At 51.5% G+C, this 18,501-nt stretch carries 14 protein-coding genes; 13 read left to right on the top strand and 1 reads right to left on the bottom strand.

Annotated elements, in window-relative coordinates:
- Positions 1-116 precede the first annotated feature (116 nt).
- The 11 genes from pedF to BM082_RS14225 all read left to right on the top strand — a co-directional run bounded on the left by pedF (position 117) and on the right by BM082_RS14225 (position 13,613).
- Positions 117-569 carry a cytochrome c-550 PedF gene (pedF, locus tag BM082_RS14275; protein ID WP_017013300.1) on the top strand — a complete coding sequence of 151 codons (453 nt, stop codon included), beginning with the start codon at positions 117-119 and terminating at the stop codon, positions 567-569.
- Between the two features lie 29 nt (positions 570-598).
- Positions 599-1,666, top strand: coding sequence for a substrate-binding periplasmic protein (locus BM082_RS14270; RefSeq protein ID WP_074927453.1), 1,068 nt, complete (start codon positions 599-601; stop codon positions 1,664-1,666).
- Between the two features lie 263 nt (positions 1,667-1,929).
- A complete protein-coding gene (locus tag BM082_RS14265; protein WP_017013302.1) occupies positions 1,930-3,696 on the top strand; it encodes a PQQ-dependent methanol/ethanol family dehydrogenase in 1,767 nt (588 codons plus the stop codon).
- 549 nt (positions 3,697-4,245) lie between these two features.
- Positions 4,246-5,754, top strand: a complete 1,509-nt coding sequence (exaC, locus tag BM082_RS14260; RefSeq protein ID WP_074927451.1) for an acetaldehyde dehydrogenase ExaC — start codon at positions 4,246-4,248, stop codon at positions 5,752-5,754.
- Positions 5,755-5,833: 79 nt separating this feature from the next.
- On the top strand, positions 5,834-8,002 hold the full coding sequence (locus BM082_RS14255; protein ID WP_074927449.1) for a 4Fe-4S binding protein: 2,169 nt from the start codon (positions 5,834-5,836) through the stop codon (positions 8,000-8,002).
- Between the two features lie 160 nt (positions 8,003-8,162).
- Positions 8,163-8,234, top strand: a complete 72-nt coding sequence (gene pqqA / locus BM082_RS24790; RefSeq protein WP_102259777.1) for a pyrroloquinoline quinone precursor peptide PqqA — start codon at positions 8,163-8,165, stop codon at positions 8,232-8,234.
- Between the two features lie 159 nt (positions 8,235-8,393).
- Positions 8,394-9,311: a pyrroloquinoline quinone biosynthesis protein PqqB gene (gene pqqB, locus BM082_RS14245; RefSeq protein WP_017013305.1), complete on the top strand. Its 918-nt coding sequence runs from the start codon at positions 8,394-8,396 to the stop codon at positions 9,309-9,311.
- An 8-nt stretch (positions 9,312-9,319) separates the two neighbouring features.
- Positions 9,320-10,078 (top strand): pyrroloquinoline-quinone synthase PqqC, encoded by a 759-nt coding sequence (gene pqqC, locus BM082_RS14240; protein ID WP_074927445.1) that lies wholly within the window; start codon positions 9,320-9,322, stop codon positions 10,076-10,078.
- A 78-nt stretch (positions 10,079-10,156) separates the two neighbouring features.
- Positions 10,157-10,423, top strand: coding sequence for a pyrroloquinoline quinone biosynthesis peptide chaperone PqqD (pqqD, locus tag BM082_RS14235; protein ID WP_017011231.1), 267 nt, complete (start codon positions 10,157-10,159; stop codon positions 10,421-10,423).
- Complete coding sequence (pqqE, locus tag BM082_RS14230; protein ID WP_017013308.1) at positions 10,395-11,525, top strand: pyrroloquinoline quinone biosynthesis protein PqqE; 1,131 nt, start codon at positions 10,395-10,397, stop codon at positions 11,523-11,525. Before pqqD ends, pqqE begins: the two co-directional genes overlap by 29 nt.
- A 21-nt stretch (positions 11,526-11,546) precedes the next feature.
- Positions 11,547-13,613 carry an insulinase family protein gene (locus BM082_RS14225; protein WP_074927443.1) on the top strand — a complete coding sequence of 689 codons (2,067 nt, stop codon included), beginning with the start codon at positions 11,547-11,549 and terminating at the stop codon, positions 13,611-13,613.
- An 11-nt stretch (positions 13,614-13,624) separates the two neighbouring features.
- Here the strand turns inward: BM082_RS14225 and BM082_RS14220 are convergent, their stop codons facing one another.
- Positions 13,625-14,293 (bottom strand): response regulator, encoded by a 669-nt coding sequence (locus tag BM082_RS14220; protein WP_017011228.1) that lies wholly within the window; start codon positions 14,291-14,293, stop codon positions 13,625-13,627.
- Between the two features lie 313 nt (positions 14,294-14,606).
- Here BM082_RS14220 and nosP point away from each other — a divergent pair, with 313 nt between their 5' ends.
- Together nosP and BM082_RS14210 are read left to right on the top strand one after the other, a co-directional pair.
- Positions 14,607-15,845: a nitric oxide-sensing protein NosP gene (gene nosP / locus BM082_RS14215; protein ID WP_017013310.1), complete on the top strand. Its 1,239-nt coding sequence runs from the start codon at positions 14,607-14,609 to the stop codon at positions 15,843-15,845.
- Position 15,846: 1 nt separating this feature from the next.
- Complete coding sequence (locus BM082_RS14210; RefSeq protein ID WP_017013311.1) at positions 15,847-18,483, top strand: hybrid sensor histidine kinase/response regulator; 2,637 nt, start codon at positions 15,847-15,849, stop codon at positions 18,481-18,483.
- Positions 18,484-18,501: the final 18 nt, after the last annotated feature.

Below are 18,501 nucleotides of genomic sequence, written 5' to 3'. Positions count from 1 at the left end.
ATTTGTTAAAAATCCTCCTAAAGAATGAGGGATTTCCCCGCCTTTGTAGCATGTCGTCAAATCCGCCCCGCCCCTACACTTTTCCAAGCATCGAAAAACGAAGGAGTCTGAGTGACATGGAAAACGTTGAACGCAATATTTGTATTATTACCGCCCTCGCGCTGGTCGCCGTATTGTCATCTCACACCGTGTTCGCACACGGAGATGTCACCCCTCAATCAATCGACACATCAAGCATTCCTACCCTAGGTGCGGAGTGGACAGAAACGAACCCCTACCGTGATGTGGAAGGGGAGGTGAAAACTGAAATTGAACGTATTGGCGCGTCTGCTTATAACCAAAACTGCGCACGTTGCCATGGCCTAGAAGGCATTTCTGGTGGCATAGCCCCTGACCTTCGCATCCTATCTCCCGACTACGACGGCGATGAGTGGTACATCTACCGAGTCCAAAATGGCGCAGTGCGAAATGGCGCGGTGTATATGCCCAAAATGACCGAACACTTAAACCAAGAAGCGCTGTGGGCGATTCGAACCTGGCTTGAATCTGTGGCGCCTGAAAACGGCTAATCAGCGCAGTGAAGAAGGGAGGAGAGAACATGGCTTTGTTTACACGAACATTCTCCGTGTTTGCCAGACTTTGGCTGATGATTAACGTCATTTGGCTAATGATCTTGATGGGCTGGTTAACATGGAGTTCGCCCGTGAATGCGCGTTCTTATGATGACATTCAAGCCAGTGGCAGTATCCGCATTGCGGTGTACAAAGATTTCCCTCCTTATTCTTTTATTAATACGCAAGGCGAAGCGTCTGGCATTGACGTGGCATTGGCGCAGGCCCTTGCTGATGGCTTGGGTGTGGCGTTGGATTTACGTTGGATGACACCGGACGAAACCGTCGAAGATGACATGCGAAATTACCTGTGGAAAGGCATGAACTTAACCAGTGAAGACGGACGACGGGTGAAAGCCGATGTCATGCTGCGCGTGCCTTACGACCGGGAGTTTGCCTTGCAACGAGACGATTTAGGGTTGCCCGCCCATGAGCTTGTACACATGTTTGCGCCTTACCAAAGAGAGCGCTGGCTGCTGGCGTATGACATGGCAAAACTTGAACGTCCTCAGACCGCTGCGCGGTTTATATATCACCCTGTTGGCGTTGAAGTCGACACCGTGCCGCAGTTCTTTTTGACCACGGCTTACGGTGGGCGTTTTCGCCAAAATACCCGTACTTATGCCTCCATAAATGATGCATTTGATGCGTTGAACCTTGGTGACGTTGCCATGGTGATGGGAATGAGTTCGCAGTTGGAATGGCTGAATTCCCCGTCGCATCAAGGTACGTCACAAGGCAATCAAACATCACAGGGCAATCAACACACCGAGCCTGTGCTCACCGAATTGGCGTTCCCTTTATTGGGGCGCGCGGATTGGGAGTTGGGCATGGCGGTACACAACAATTATCGCCAATTGGCGTATGCCCTCGAAGACATTGTTCTTGCGCACATTCGCTCTGGAGACTTTTCCCGCTGGGCGACGCAATATGGGGTCGATTTTAAAGTGCCGATGCGCTTTGTTGATATCGCGCCGAGCACGGCGTCTGCAAGGGATAACAATGAAAAAGGGAAGAATGTTGAGCCTGTTGCCATGCTCGCACAATCCCCTTGAAAACACGTCACGGTTGGTTCTAACCAAAACATCTAAACAAGCGATCGACATATCGCCTTTCAGTAAAACAACACGGTTTGTTCCTCTCTCGCCTGATTCTTCGTGTGGATGCATTTTTTGCCAACCACAGAAAAAGAGGCTGGGCAGCGCTCGGTCTGAATTCAACGAAAAGGGACATCGTGGTTTTACTACCCACAGGATTTATTGATTCTCAATGGACACCTAGTTGCTGAAAAGCAGTTAGCTAACGAAGAGGTATTCCCATGACAGTAACGTCATTTAAACGCGGTGCGCTATTTGCCGCACTCTCGCTCGCGCTGGCATCATCGCCACTTTATGCGGGCGTCACGGATGAAGATATCCTCGCCGATCAGGCCACCACAGACGATGTGGTGAGCTACGGCCTCGGCCTTAGAGGACAGCGTTTTAGTCCACTGGATGCGATAAACCGAGAGACAGTGGAAGAGATCCGTCCCGTGTGGGCGTTCTCCCTCGGCGGTGAGAAACAGCGTGGCCAAGAAAGCCAGCCGATGATCAAAGATGGCGTGATGTATGTGACCGGTTCTTACTCGCGGGTGTACGCCATTGATGCCAGAACCGGCGATGAATTATGGCAATACGATGCACGTTTGCCTGATGGCATCATGCCGTGTTGTGACGTGATCAACCGTGGGGTCGCACTGTATGGCGACTTGGTGATATTTGGCACCTTGGATGCCAAGCTCGTCGCACTGGATGCGAAAACGGGCAAGGTACGTTGGAAAAAGACCGTCGATAACTACCAAGACGGTTACTCCATTACCGCTGCACCGATCATTGTGAAAGGTAACGTCATCACAGGGGTATCGGGCGGTGAATTTGGGATTGTGGGGAGAGTGCGCGCGTATGATGCGAAGACAGGTAAGCTGGTGTGGGAACGCCCAACCGTTGAAGGCCACATGGGCTACGTCTACAAAGATGGAAAGAAAATCGAAAACGGCATCTCAGGTGGCGCACCAGGAAAAACATGGCCAGCCGACCTCTGGAAAAGTGGCGGTGCCGCGCCGTGGTTAGGCGGAACGTATGACCCCGACACAGATTTGCTCTTTTTTGGTACGGGTAACCCTGCGCCATGGAACTCACACATGCGTCCGGGCGATAACCTCTTTTCTTCATCACGCCTTGCGATCGACCCTGATGACGGAAAAATTGTGTGGCATTTCCAAACCACGCCACACGATGGTTGGGATTTTGATGGTGTGAATGAGCTGATTTCGTTCGATTATCAAGAAGACGGTAAAACCGTGAAAGCGGCAGCAACGGCGGACAGAAATGGCTTCTTTTACGTGCTAAATCGCACCAATGGCGATTTCATTCGCGGCTTCCCGTTTGTTGATAGAATCAGCTGGGCGAAAGGCCTCGATGACAAAGGGCGTCCTTTGTATGTTGATGAAAACCGCCCGGGTGACCCGAGTGAAGTGAAAGACGGCAAGCAGGGTAAAACCGTGATTGCAGCGCCTTCTTTCCTTGGTGGTAAAAACTGGATGCCGATGGCCTACAGCCAAAACTCGGGGTTGTTTTATGTGCCTGCAAATGAATGGCACATGGACATTTGGAACGAGCCTGTTTCCTACAAACGCGGTGCAGCCTACTTAGGGGCGGGCTTTACTATTCGCTCGAACAACGATGATTACATCGGTGTGCTCCGCGCCTATGATCCGAAAACCGGCGAGAAGGTGTGGGAGTTCAAAAACTACGCGCCACTGTGGGGCGGTGTGCTCACCACGGCAGGCGGTTTGGTGTTCACCGGTAACCCTGAAGGTTACTTGATGGCCTTCGACGACAAAACGGGTGAGCTGCTTTACAAGTTCAACACCGGCTCAGGCATCGTGGGTAGCCCTGTGACATGGAAAATGGACGGCGAGCAATATGTCTCTGTCTTATCCGGCTGGGGTGGTGCGGTGCCGCTATGGGGCGGAGACGTTGCCAAGCGCGTGAAAAACTTCAACCAAGGTGGCACGGTATGGACCTTTAAGCTGCCGAAAAGCTAACGGTTTTAATATCTGCACCTCAATGCCGAGCCCTGTGCTCGGCATTGTTTTCTTTTCTCTTTTCTCTCTTATCTCTTCTTGTTCTGGCTCTTTCTCGTATCTCGTATCTCGTATCTCCTATCTCACCCCTCATATCTCCTCTCGCCCCCATTATTGAAATCGGGACATGCACCTTATGCCACAGCGTAAATACTCACTACTGACGATTCCGCAGTGCGCCTAGGCCTTAAAAAGTCGCTGGAACGCCTCATCCAACGAACGCCAAATACGTTCGTGCGTGATGAAACACACAGGTAAATCATGGTGGGTCATGATGTACTTTTGACGTGGGTTAGCGCGAAAAAACAAAAAGAAAATGGCGATACACGCACCGTGTTCTCCTCCTTCTTTCCGCCTACCCGTCGAAAGTATGAGATTTTGCCAACCAAGGGGTGATGGTGAGATCCCACCTCCTTTCCATACTCTAAGTACAACGCCTGACATGGCCTCCAAAGGGAGCGTTAGGGAAGACGAAGGCGATATCGCCAACGAATTATGATGAGGTGGACAATGATTTACGCAAAACCAAATACCGACGGAGCCGTCGTTAATTTTAAGGCGCGTTATGGCAACTATATTGGCGGTAACTGGGTTGAGCCGGTTAAAGGACAATACTTCACTGATACATCGCCTTGTTCAGGCGAACCGATCACAGAAATTCCTCGCTCCAGTGCAGAAGACATCGAATTGGCACTCGACGCCGCGCATCAAGCGAAAGCTGCGTGGGGAGCTACATCTGCCACCGAGCGTTCTAACATCCTCCTCAAGATTGCTGATCGCATCGAAGCCAACATCGAATATCTGGCCGTTGCAGAAACGTGGGAAAACGGCAAGGCCGTGCGCGAAACCCTCGCCGCTGACCTCCCGCTTTGTGTTGATCACTTCCGCTACTTCGCGGGGGCGATTAGGTCCCAAGAGGGGTCTGCGGCTGAGATCGATGCCAATACCGTGGCCTACCATATTCACGAACCTTTAGGGGTCGTCGGACAGATCATCCCTTGGAACTTCCCACTGTTGATGGCGGCATGGAAAATTGCGCCAGCGCTTGCTGCGGGCAACTGTATTGTCTTAAAACCTGCCGAGCAAACACCAACGACCATCCTATTGTTGATGGAGCTGGTGGGTGATTTGTTGCCACCAGGCGTGTTGAACGTGGTTAATGGTATGGGGCCAGAAGCTGGCCAAGCGCTTGCAACATCCAACCGTATCGCAAAGATTGCTTTTACAGGTTCTACCGCGATTGGTAATCATGTGCTTCGTTGCGCGGCAGATAACTTGATCCCATCAACCGTTGAATTGGGTGGTAAATCGCCGAATATCTACTTTGAAGATGTAATGCAACAGGAAGATGAGTTCATCAATAAAGCCGTCGAAGGCTGTGTATTGGCGTTCTTCAACCAAGGCGAAGTGTGTACCTGTCCATCGCGTGTACTGGTGCAAGAAAGCATCTTTGATGCGTTCATGGCGAAAGTGGTTGAGCGTACCAAAGCAATCAAACACGGCAACCCGCTCGACACGGAAACGCAAGTGGGTGCACAAGCCTCTAATGAGCAATACGAGAAGATCTTAAGCTACATGGACATTGGTCGTGATGAAGGCGCAGAGCTGCTGGCGGGCGGCGAGTCTGCGGACTTCGGTGGTGGTTACTACGTGAAACCGACCATTTTCAAAGGTGACAACACCATGCGAGTGTTCCAAGAAGAGATCTTCGGCCCTGTTATTGCGGTCACTACCTTCAAAGATGAAGCCGAAGCGTTGGCGATTGCCAATGACACGGAATATGGCCTAGGTGCGGGGCTTTGGACGCGTGATGTAAACCGTGCGTACCGCATGGGACGTGCCATTCAAGCAGGCCGTGTATGGACGAACTGTTACCACCTTTACCCTGCGCATGCGGCGTTTGGTGGCTACAAAAAATCCGGTATTGGCCGTGAAACCCACAAGATGATGCTGAATCACTACCAACAAACTAAAAACTTGCTGGTGAGTTACGACATCAACCCGCTCGGTTTCTTCTAACCCCTTTCTGCAACCTGACGGCAGCGCTCCCAGTGCTGCCTGACGGATACGCGATGCGGAGCTTGTACTCCGCTTTTTAATGGGTATTTCCATGCCAGAGCAGTGTATGTATTGGCGTCGTTGGCTTTGCCTTAGCTTCTTTATGATTCTCTTTACACCGTCGCTTTTTGCCCAAGATTGGCTTGAAGTGAGCGATGAAGCGCAAGCCCTCTTTCCTCGCGCCACCCGCATGAAAGCATCGCAAGATGCCATGCCTATCACCGATATTTATCAGCTCGATCAAACCATCGGCTATCTGTTTGAAACCGATGATTTAACCGATTTTCCGGGCTTTTCAGGCGACAGCATTAATTTGCGTGTTGGGCTCGATGTACAAGGGCGCATCGTTGGTTTGGTGTTGGTACGCCACCATGAGCCGATTTTCCTGCACGGGCTGGGTGAAGCGCCTTTGTATGAATTCATCGCCCAATATCAAGGGTTATCGCTGAAGCAACAAGTGCTGGTGGGGAGTGACCAAGCGCGGATTGCCAGCGGCGATTTGGCGTATTTTGATGGCGTCACCAAAGCGACAGTTTCGGTGATGGTGGTGCATGACACCATTTTAGCGGCGGCGCGAAAAGTCGCGCAGGCGAGGCTCAATGGGTTTGGTTCTTCCGCCAAAGCAACGCTGAACATGCACCAGTTCACACCGCGATCCTTTGACGTATTACGCAATGAACGGGCGCTTTTCCGATGGCGACTTAGCGACGATGAGGCCGCGGAACAATTGTCGGTGAATACGGGGAGGCTGCTCGCCGCAAGGGATGCCGGAGACGAAAACACGCCTTTTATCGACCTATCGATCGCGTTACTGAACCCGCCAAGCGTTGGGAAAAATCTTCTTGGTGACGAAGAATATCAACGCATCATGCAATCTCTTGCGCCTGGGGAAGTTGCACTCCTTGTTGGCTCTCGTGGTGGCTATTCGTTTGTGGCGGACGACTTTGTCGCTGGCACAACGCCTGCGCGGTTTTCTCTTCGCCAACAAGGTAGCCCTCTGGCGCTTCGGGATGCCGATTTGTATCACGCGCAATCGCCCGTGTTTGCAGAGCAGATTGCCGTGTTAATGCCTGCATTTGATGACGTGAAAATTCTCACGTTCTCCGATCAAAGTGGGTTTGATCCGTCGTTGCCCTTGTCGTTTGGTATGACAGTCCAGTTGAAGAAAAACTTCCTGGAATCAGAGCATGTGCTGATCGACACCGAATATCGTCTGCCCGACAACGTGTTGATCCCTGTTGAACCACCCAAGCCGCCTATCCCTTTGTGGCAGCGGATCTGGAATGATCGGCTTGTCGAGATCGCGGTCCTTTCTGTGTATCTCGCGCTATTGACCGGCGTGTTTGTGTTTCAGCATCGCTTGGCTGGATTTGGCCGCTATTTAACGCCAGTGCGACTCACTGTCTTGTTATTTGTGATCGGGTTTATCGGTTTTTATGCCCAAGGGCAGCTCTCTGTCGTCAACATCTACACCCTGCTTTTGTCGCTTTGGAAGGGTTTCGATATCACGGTCTTTTTGCTCGACCCCATTTTGTTTGTGCTGTGGAGTTATGTCTTCATCAGCTTGTTTTTGTGGGGAAGAGGCCTGTATTGCGGCTGGCTGTGTCCGTTTGGCGCCATGCAGGAGTTGGTGGCTGCTGTGGCGGAAAAGTACCGTTTACGGCAATGGAAAATCAGTGACGGTCTGCATCAAACACTCATCACCGTGAAGTATGGTGTGTTGATGGTGTTGGTGAGCATGGCGTTCTATCAACTCTCTCTCGCGGAAACCCTCGCCGAAATCGAGCCGTTCAAAACGGCGGTGACCTTAGTGTTCGACAGAGCATGGCCTTTCGTGTTGTACGCCGTGTTGCTACTGGCGCTGAGTGCCCGCGTTCACAAAGCCTATTGTAGGTATATGTGCCCCTTGGGTGCGGGCTTGGCTGTGTTAGGGCGGCTGCGGCGCTTTAGTTGGCTCACGCGGCGTGAAGAATGTGGTCAGCCCTGTCGGTTGTGTGAAAAACATTGCGGTATTAATGCCATTCAAAAAACAGGGCAGATTGATTACAACGAGTGTGTGCAGTGCTTGGCGTGTTTGGCCATTGTGAGTGATGAGCACCGCTGTGTGGCGAACAAATACGGCAAGAACCGAAAATCGAGACGTGCAACAAACACACTCGGTGAAGGCGTGGTAGTCACTGTTTCGCCTCATAATTTTTCGAAAAAATAACCTTGGGCTAAGGGTTATGTCAGTTTTAGCAAAACTCATTTGCGTCTCGGACTAGAGAAATCATCACAAAGTAGGATTGGTAGTTTCTCGCCTTGTATTTAGGCTAGTAACGGTGGCGATAATTTTGTCACATTCGTATCAGGCACAAGGAGTAATCACTATGTGGAAAAAACCTAGCTTTACGGAACTGCGACTCGGATTTGAAGTTACCCTTTACATCAGCAATCGTTGAGAGAGTCGTCATGGGATGCCGCCTTCGGGATGCATCCCTTTTTTTATTCTTTTCCCCAAACTCAGCCCTGACTTTTCATTTATCCCTGATGTTTAGATGACGTGAAAGGGCTCGCTGACATCTCAGCGACAGCGTTACGAATGGCCAAGGAGCGCGCGAATGCAGATTGTGGTGTTAGGCTCTGCCGCAGGTGGCGGGTTCCCGCAATGGAACTGTCATTGCCGTATGTGTTCTTCAGTTCGAAATGGCACCAGCCGTGCTGAACCAAGAACACAGTCTTCGATTGCAGTCAGTGATGACGGTGAAAATTGGGTGATCATTAACGCCTCACCTGATATTCGCCAGCAAATCAATGCGTCTCCTCAGCTTGCTTACGCCAATGGTGCTCGCGGATCAGGCGTTCGATCTGTGATTGTCACGGATGCGCAAATCGATCACACCACCGGGTTGCTGATCCTCCGTGAAGGCTTACCGCTCGATTTATATTGCACAGCAGAAGTCGCGGAAGAGCTGTCCACCAGCTATCCCATTCTTTCCATGATGAAACATTGGGAAGGGGGGTATCGCACACACACTGTCGATCCAACGTCTGACGAGGGCTGGCAAATTCCATTTGTGCCAGCGCTGCGCTTTCATCCCATCGTGTTGGCATCCAATGCGCCACCGTTTTCCCCGTATCGCAATAAACCTCGCCCCGGCGATAACATCGGCTTGCGTATTGTGGATACACGCACGGGCGCGACCTTGTTTTACGCGCCAGGTTTAGGTGCACCAGACGGTGCCGTTCTGTCTGCCATGGCAAGCGCGGATTGCGTGATGATGGATGGCACCTTATGGACAGACGATGAAATGATTCGCGAAGGGCTAGGCACACGTTTAGGCCGCGAAATGGGGCACCTTTCCGTGTCGGGTGATGACGGCATGTTGGCCTTATTGGAGCAGTTCGACAAGCCGAGAAAAGTGCTGATCCACATTAATAACACCAACCCGATCCTCGATCCCGATGCGTCTGAGCACAAGGCTGTGCTGGATGCGGGCGTCGAGATTGCGTTTGATGGCATGCACATTCAAATCTAGGAGGGATGATGAAAGACGCGATGAGCCGAGAGGCGTTTCAAGCTGCTTTGCTTGCGAAAGGGCAGTATTACCACATCCACCATCCTTTCCATAAAGCGATGTACAGCGGCAAATGTACCAAGGCGCAAATTCGTGGTTGGGTCGCTAACCGCTTTTATTATCAAACCTCTATCCCCATCAAAGATGCTGCCATCATGGCCAATTGTCGCGACCAGAAAGTGCGTCAGCAATGGGTGCAACGCATTCTCGATCATGATGGCCATGAAAGCTTGGATTGTGAATGGGGCGGCATTGAGGCGTGGCTTCGTTTGGCGGAATCCGTGGGTTTAGACCGCCAAGAGGTGCTCGATGAAAAGTGGGTGCTGCCGGGCGTGCGTTTCGCGGTGGATGCGTATGTGAATTTTGCCCGTAGAGCCACATGGCAAGAGGCCGCGTGTTCTTCATTAACCGAGTTGTTTGCCCCTGAAATTCACCAATCTCGCCTCGATAGCTGGCCGACCCATTACCCGTGGATAGATCAAAGCGGCTTAACGTATTTTCGTCAGCGCTTGAGCCAAGCCCGTCGTGATGTCGAGCAAGGTATGGCGATCACGCTCGATCATTTTCATACGGCGGATCAGCAAGAAAGGGCGCTCAATATTCTGCAATTTAAACTCGATATTTTATGGTCCTTGTTGGATGCACTCAGCATGGCGTATGAGTTTGATCGTCCGCCGTTTGTTGGGGTGACGGATGCGCCTGTTTGGCACCATGCGATTGATCGTTAACAGAGATGATAGAGACGAGTGACGAGATTCTAGATAAGAACCAGAACGAAAGAGCAAGGCAAACGGTAGGGAGTGGGCATGAGTGATGAAGTGGTTTACCAACGCAATGCGATGTTTCGAATGCAGTTCGAAAAGGCGCAAGAGAGTTACGTGCTGCTGTTCCCTGAAGGCATGGTGAAACTCAGCGAGAGTGCGGCTGAAATCTTGCTGCAGTTTGAACAACCTAGCCCTGTGTCGGCGGTGATTTCTCGCTTGGAAGCCAAATTTCCCGGTGTGTCGCTCGCGCAAGATGTCGCGGAATTTGTGGAGGTTGCGTGTGATAAGAAATGGCTCGAAAGCTGTTAGCCCGCCGCTGTGGTTGCTGGCTGAACTGACATACCGCTGTCCGCTGCATTGTGCATACTGTTCAAACCCGATCAATCTGGGCGATCCGGTAGACGAATTGACGACGGAAGAATGGTGTCGCGCGCTAGAGCAAGGGCGTGAGTTGGGTGCTGTGCAGCTTGGTTTCTCGGGGGGCGAACCGTTACTTCGCCAGGATCTCGAAGAGATTGTGGCCCATGCTCACCAATTGGGTTACTACACCAATTTGATCACCTCTGCGGTTGGGCTAACAGAAAAGCGGATCATCAAACTGAAAGCGGCTGGCTTGGATCATATTCAGATCAGTTTCCAATCTGCCGATCCGGATCTTAACGACGCGATCGCGGGAAAACGCAACGCGTTCTCGCACAAAAAGGCCATGTTCAACGCCGTTAAGAGCAATGGATTTCCCATGGTGATGAACGTGGTGATCACACGGCAAAACATTGAATCCATCGAAGCCATCATGGCGTTGGCGATTGAACTTGATGCGGATTATGTCGAACTGGCCACCTCTCAATACTACGGATGGGCGCTGCACAACCGCGATGCTTTGTTGCCGTCCCATGAGCAAATCGAGCGTGCTGAAGCACGCGTGAATGCACTGCGGAATAGGCAGGAAGGCAAAGGGCCCAAGTTTTTGTTCGTCACGCCGGATTATCACGAACAGCGCCCTAAGCCTTGCATGAGCGGCTGGGGAAACATTTTCCTCAATATCGCACCGGATGGAAAAGCCCTGCCGTGCCACAGTGCTGCCTTGCTCGATCTTCCTCACCCAAACGTGAAAGATCAGGCACTTTCAGACATTTGGTATCACTCTGAAAGCTTTAATCGCTTCCGCGGATTTGACTGGATGCCCGAACCTTGCCGAAGCTGTAATGAGAAGGAAACGGATTTTGGTGGTTGTCGGTGTCAAGCATTGTTGCTGACAGGCGATGCCGCCAATGCGGATCCTGTTTGCAGTAAATCCCCGCATCACAAGGTGATCGAGGAGGCGGTGGCGAAGGCCAATCAAGGCTGTCATAGCGAAGCATTGGCAAGGAACGTGAAAAATAGCCACCTGATCATGTCCACAAAACCATGATGTATTTCATGAGGAGAGGCTATGGCGACACCACATCCTGCCGCGCCAGATTGGTTTTTACTTCCTCCTGCTGAGCAGCAGTTGGCGTCAGGATGGGTGGGATACCGCCACGTCACGGGCGTGATGCATTGGCACCATGCCGCCTCAGACGAAGACAGACTCAGCGTTGCCCTTGTGATACCCACACCCTCAGATGATGACAGTGGCATTGCGCATGCGCTGGAGCACATGGTGCTTCGCGGTTCAACGCGCTACCCCGAACCTGAAACCTTTCTGGCCCTTCGCGCCGAACTGACCCTGCTTGAATTTAATGCCACCACCCAAAAAGAGAGCACCCGCTTTCACCTCTCAGGTTACGACCCTGCCTCGGTGCTTCGTGGTATCGGATTTATGTCTGATTGCGTGTTTTCACCCTTGCTGAACAGCGATGACTTTGACGAGGAAATTATTCGTCATACGGTGCGCGCGGATGGCTTAGGGTTGGATGGCACCTTATATCGAGAGTTGACGGAATATCAGCGCAACGAGCGATTCAATGAATCGGTCGACATGGCAGTGAACAGTGAGCCGAGAGCGCCACTTTACGGCGGCATGACAGACACATTGCAAGCCTTGGATATCGTCAAGCTGCGTCGTTACCACAATACGTATTATCGGCCGGAGAACGCGGTACTTATTTCGTCGGGATCATGGCCGATGATTGGGTTGTGGCGTCAAGTGTCGAAAGCGTTATCCCATGTCGGTAAGGCACTTTCAACACCGGATGACGATGACAAGGTACGTCATGAACGCCCTGTTTCCTCGCCGGCCGCATTGCCCGAGCTACGCATCGAAACCCTACACTTTTCGCCGTACTGGGCGTGCGTGCTGCACCCTGCTTTGCGGGCACTGCGTTGCCAGAAGAAGCTTGCTGAAATGGGGGCGACCTTGCTGCCGTTAAATTCGGATTTTCAGCCTAAACCCACCTTGCGGTTTCGCGTGACGCAACACACTGATATCGCGGCACTGTCGCGATGGCTTGAACATGTTCAACAAGATTTATCAGCACGTCGTATCGCGTGGCACTCACAGTATTTTGCGCTGGAACAAGGGCGGCTCATGGCGAATCGCTGGGGCGATGGCTTGCAGCGTTTGTTTCATGATTTCGCCATTTCACCGTTCGCGTCGCCTTATCTAAAAGCCATGCCAAACACGGAAACGCTACCCCATGAGTCCGAGAGGTTACTTTCTGAACCTCAAGGCGAATGGTTATCACCTTGCCAACCACTGAGACGTTTATCCATTTTGTGCCGGTGCCAGGCGCGCGATCAGGCAACCCGTGCAGCCATTGAGCGATGGTTAGCCTTGTGTCAGCAACGTACGCTGCGATGGGCGTGGATGAAAGGAAGCCCGATACTTTGCGATATTCGTCAATGGGACTGTGCGAACGCCGTCATCATCGGGTATACCGTTGATTTGCCTGTCAGTGATGTTGAAGCCCTACGCCAGTTTTGGCATCACACCTTGCGAATGAATGAGATTGAGGCGATCCCGGGAACATGGCAGCGCACTGAAGATGGCATGGTGTTCTTGGGTAAGGGCAGTACGCCTGTGTATCGCACGGGCAGTATCATGGCGAGCCACAAAGATGAAGACTCGGCCATGCATGTCACCTTGTCATTTCCACACACGGTGGAAGCAGGAGACATTGCCGTATTGGGGCAATCCGTGATGGCCACGAGTATGATCCAAAAGCGCCGCCTTGGTGGGCGTTGCTATGCCGTGAGTGTGGGGATCGACCTCATGCATTATGAATTAACCTTCGATACCGTTGCCGATGGCGACCCAAGCGTGAGCTTTATTGCCTTGCTCAACGCATTTGAGGTGCTCAGTAAGCCCTTGGATGACCCGATGTTCGAAAAAGCCTGTCATGGCGGTTTGGGGCTGGTGTCGGCGAAGTACAATAAATCGCAGGGACGCTTTCATCGCGCTTTACTGGGGATGGTGGGGCAGACCTCGGCCATTGATGTTTCAAAAACCACGCCGGATTCATTGGTAAATTTGGTGACGCGAGTATTAGCCGCCTTGAAGCAGCCTACCCTGCATTGATGACACGCTGATTAGCGCTTAAGGTAACGGTCGAAATCGATGTTGGTAACGCCTACAACGGCTTGAATACGGTTATGCACCCCCAGTTTTTTCAAGATGGCGGACACGTGTGATTTGACGGTTGTTTCTGAAATGTTCAGGTCATAAGCGATCTGCTTGTTTGCCGCCCCTTGCGCCATGGATTTTAATACCAACAGCTGTCTACGTGTGAGTGTGTGCAACATTTCAGGGGAGAAGTGGGGCTCGTCTTGACGGCGATGCGACGAGTCTTTATCGCCTTCTGCGCGGATAATATCAGCGGGTAAATACACATGCCCTTCAAGAATTTGCTCAAAGGCTTCACGCATCTTGTCTCTGGGCGCACTCTTGGCAATAAAACCTACGGCACCGTAAGCGATGGTTTGGAGAATGATCTGTTTGTTGGTTTCAGCAGAAATGATTGCAACCGGAATGGTAGGGCTTTGATTTCTTAATTCCAGCAAGCCTTTTAAACCGGCCATGCCTGGCATATTGAGATCCAGCAGGATTAAATCAAGATCAGTGTGGGTGTCAGCGATGTCTAGGGCATGGGTAATGTCTTCTGATTGTAGGATTTCACACTCTTCATAACGCGATCGAATGACGGCGATCAGTGCGTCGCGAAACAGTGGATGATCATCAGCAACGAGAAATTTGTACATGGCTTAGTCCCTTTCACTACGTGAGTTAAACGCCCCGCCATCTTCCTGATGACCCTTGATATTACTGTGAGATTACGGATGAAAATGCACCAAAATGATATCGAATGCACTTGTTTTTCGTTTATTTCAGTGTAGTGACACTGATTCCATTTGTGGTCTTGGTGGTGTCCCAATCTTGAAACTTTCATCATGCGGGGTTTGCAAAAATAGAAAAATCATCCTTTAGGAGGAAGCGCGAAGAATTGTGCACTGCTTACACTTACGTTGTGCAAGCATTGATTTATGAAACACCGAAAGGTTCAGGAGACAGGGCATGACAGCACAGCAATCGTCGGTACAACGCCAAGCCGTTTACAGCGCAGCAACCTACCAACTCGACGTGGTGAAAGCCGCGCGAGAACTGGCGTTACAGCTTGATAGCGATGACATTGGCTTCGTGTTGTTCTTCTGCTCATCAGCCTATGACCTACAAGCTCTTAGCAAAGAAATGTCGTCTGCATTTTTGCATTGTGAGGTCATGGGGTGTACGTCAGCGGGGGAGGTGACGCCTTATGGTTACTCGAAAAGTAGCATCAGTGCACTAGGCTTTTCCCATAAGGATTTTAAGGTTTCTGGCATGCGTGTACCGTTGGAAGATTTTACACTTCAGTCGGCGCAGCTCTGCGTGAGCTCGTTAATTGAAGCCTGCCAAACGGATCTTAAAGCGCCCATCAATGGCAATACCTTTGTGCTTACCCTCATTGATGGGTTGTCGCCCATTGAAGAACGTTTTCTGGTGACCTTAGATACTGCGTTAGGGCGCTTGCCACACTTTGGCGGCTCAGCGGGAGATGACATCAATTTGGCCAATACGCATGTGTATTGTGACGGCGAGTTTCATACCAACTCCGCTATCGTGGTGATGTTCAATACACATTGTCCGTTCGAAGTGTTTACGACGCACCACATAGAAAGTCTTGATAGCAAGCTGGTGGTGACACATGCCGATTGTAACTCGCGCAAAGTGTATGAGTTTAATGCCGAGCCAGCAGCGCAAGTGTATGCGCGGGAAGTGGGGATACATCTCAATGATCTTCGCCCTGAGATCTACGCCCTTCACCCTTTGGCGGTGTTGATTGGCGATCAGTATTACGTCCGCTCGATCCAGAAGGTGAATGAAGATCTGAGCTTGGATTTTTACTGCGCCGTGGATGATGGGATCGTTGTGACAGCTATGCGACCCGGCGATCTCTTTGCTAATACAAAGGAAACACTTTCTGCCATGGAGGCACGCGTTGGGGAGCTGGAAGTGACCTTGGCGTGTGATTGCTTCTTGAGGCGTTTGGAAGTGGAGCAAACCATGAAACAAGGCCAAGCAAAAGCCATGATTTCCCGCTTTCGTTTGGTGGGGTTTAACACCTATGGTGAGCAGCTTAATGGGATCCATATGAACCAAACGCTTACCGGTGTGATGATTGGTAAGCCACCGAAAGATGGCGCGGTGAAGGAGAATGCTGACACGGCGCAAGAAGCCACAGAGATGTCGCCGTATTTGGCGCAAAAGGCAGGGTGAATTGAGTCAAAACGAGAAGGAACTCAAACAAAGAATTGCCGCGCTTGAAGAGGAAAACGCGCGTCAGAAAAAGATGATTGAAGCCTTGGTGCATCGCGTTGAGCAAGGGGGAAGTCCACAAGTGGATGCATGGGGCGCTTTCCAGCATTCCGTGGTGCTGGCCGATCAAGTGCGTGATAAAACCGAAGAGCTTAACCATGCACTGCAATCGCTCGAATCCACCAACCGAGCGTTATCTCAAGCCAAATCTCAGGCAGAACAAGCCCATCAGCGTTTTATCGATGCCATTGAGTCCATATCGGATGGCTTTGCCCTTTACGATCCTAACCGCGAATTGGTGTACTCCAACAGCCGTTTTGAACGTTACTGGAGAGACAATGCTATCTCGCTGGATACCATGTCGCTGACACCGGAAAAAATCCGTGAGCTTGCCCATGAGCGTGGCTTGATCGTGAGTGAGCCCGAAACCATCAACAATGGGCATACGTTAAAACTGAATGACAACCGTTGGCTGCAAATCAAGGAGCGCCACACCAGTGATGGTGGGATGGTGATGGTGTATTCCGACATCACCCAGCTTAAACAAGCAGAAACGGCGCGCTTTGAAGCGGCGATGGCAGAGAAAAGTCGCTTGCTACAAGACATGGTGGATAACCTTTCTCAAGGGGTATTGTTGGTCAGCAAAGAAGGGGATGTTCAGGTTTTTAATCAGCGCTTTGTGGTGATTTCAGGGTTGAAACAGGCGCAGCTTTCTGGTGCAAGGTTGGAAGATATCCGTGAAGGATGCTCGATCACCTTGGAGCGTATCGGGCGAGGTGGCGCGCACCCGCCAGAGGGCATTCGGGTTCAGACGCTACCGGATGGACGCGTGATTGAAGTGCGCAGCCATGCCATGGAAGAAGAAGGCTACGTCAACACGTACACGGACATCACGCAGCGTTATTTGGATGCCAAGGAACTGAGAGAAACCGAACAGTGGCTGCGTTTGATCACCGATAATGTGCCTGCCTTGATTGCCTATGTGGGTGATGATCTTCACTATCAATTCACGAACCGTGCTTACGATGAATGGTATGGCTATCCGCGTGGTGAGTTGATCGGTAAACACATCTCGATCATGCGCAGCCAATCGAAATTCTCGGCACTGAAACCCTACCTCGATCGCGCCTTATCGGGTGAGTCGGTGATGTTCGAAATCGAAGAGAACAATGCCAGCGGCAACACACGATATGTGGTGAAAAGCTATGTACCGAATCTCTCTTCCGCCGGCAATATCACCGGGCTTTTCGTGCTCAATTGGGACATTACTGAGCGCAGGCGCAGTGCTGAGGCGTTAGAACAAGCCTATCAAACCATGGAGCTGAGGGTGCAAGAGCGCACGGCACAGCTGCAAACCTTGAACGATCAACTACAAGGCGAAGTGGAAGAAAGGCGCGTCATGCAAGAACGGCTACTTGAAACCAAAAAAGACGCCGAGTATGCCAATTTATCCAAAACTAAATTCCTCGCAGCGATCAGTCATGATCTGTTGCAGCCGCTCAATGCCGCGCAGCTTTACTTAGGGTCGTTACTCAGCCATCGCATGTCCCCAGCGGCGAGAAAGCTGGTGGATTCTCTCACCCATTCGCTTCAAGACGTGGAGTCATTGATCACGACTTTGGTCGAAATATCCAAGCTGGATGCTGGCGTGGTCAGGGCCGACAAGCAGTCTTTCCCTATCAGCGACTTGCTCGACAACATTGCCGATGATTTTTCCCATGCCGCAGAAGGCAGCATTGTTGAAGTGCGGTACGTGCCTTGCTCCGCGTACGTGTATACCGACTCACAATTGCTGGCGCGGATCATTCGTAACCTGATGACGAACGCCCTTCGCTACACGGTATCGGGGAAGATCTTGCTGGGCTGCCGTCGCTGCACAGATGGACTTCGCATTGAAGTGCTCGACACGGGCGTTGGGATCCCTGAAGACAAAAAGAAAGAGATCTTCCAAGAGTTCAAGCGCCTCACTGCGGATCAAGAACTTCACCATACGCAACTGGGTTTAGGGCTTGCGATCGTTGATAAGATCGCGGGTGTGCTAGGGCATGGTGTGTCGGTGGATTCTATCCCTAGCCGTGGATCGCGTTTTTCCGTGTTTGTGCCGTATGGAAACCGAAGTATTTACAGCCCGCGTAGCATTGAAGCCTTGGTCCCGGATGCAGGTGTCGTACTGCAGGGCGCAAGGGTGTGGGTGATTGATAACGATCCCAATATTTGTCATGCCATGGAAGAACTGTTGCAGCGCTGGGGTTGTGAGGTCGTCACGGCGTGCTCGTTGCAGGAGCTTCAAATCAGTTGCGATACGGTGCAGGCCCCCGTGGAATTGTTGATTGTGGATTACCACCTCGACACCGAAATGACAGGGTTGGCATTGGCGCAACACATCAATACGCAGCGATTACAGCCAGTACCAACCGTGATAGTGACAGCCAACCGCAGTGAAGCGTTGCAGCAACAAGCGCGGGATTTTGGGTATTTGGTGCAGCACAAACCGGTGTCGCCAATGCGCTTAAAAATCACCTTGGTGCATTTGCTCAATGGCGAAAAAGGCGAGGGCACAGGACAATTGCATCCCCCGTATCTGTCTCACAAACGATAGTGCTCGCCGTGGCACATC

It is taken from the genome of Enterovibrio norvegicus DSM 15893 (assembly GCF_900115495.1).
Taxonomy (GTDB): Bacteria; Pseudomonadota; Gammaproteobacteria; order Enterobacterales; family Vibrionaceae; genus Enterovibrio; species Enterovibrio norvegicus.
Note: the sequence above shows the minus strand (reverse complement) of the source record. Positions and strands in the feature narration are given on the sequence as shown.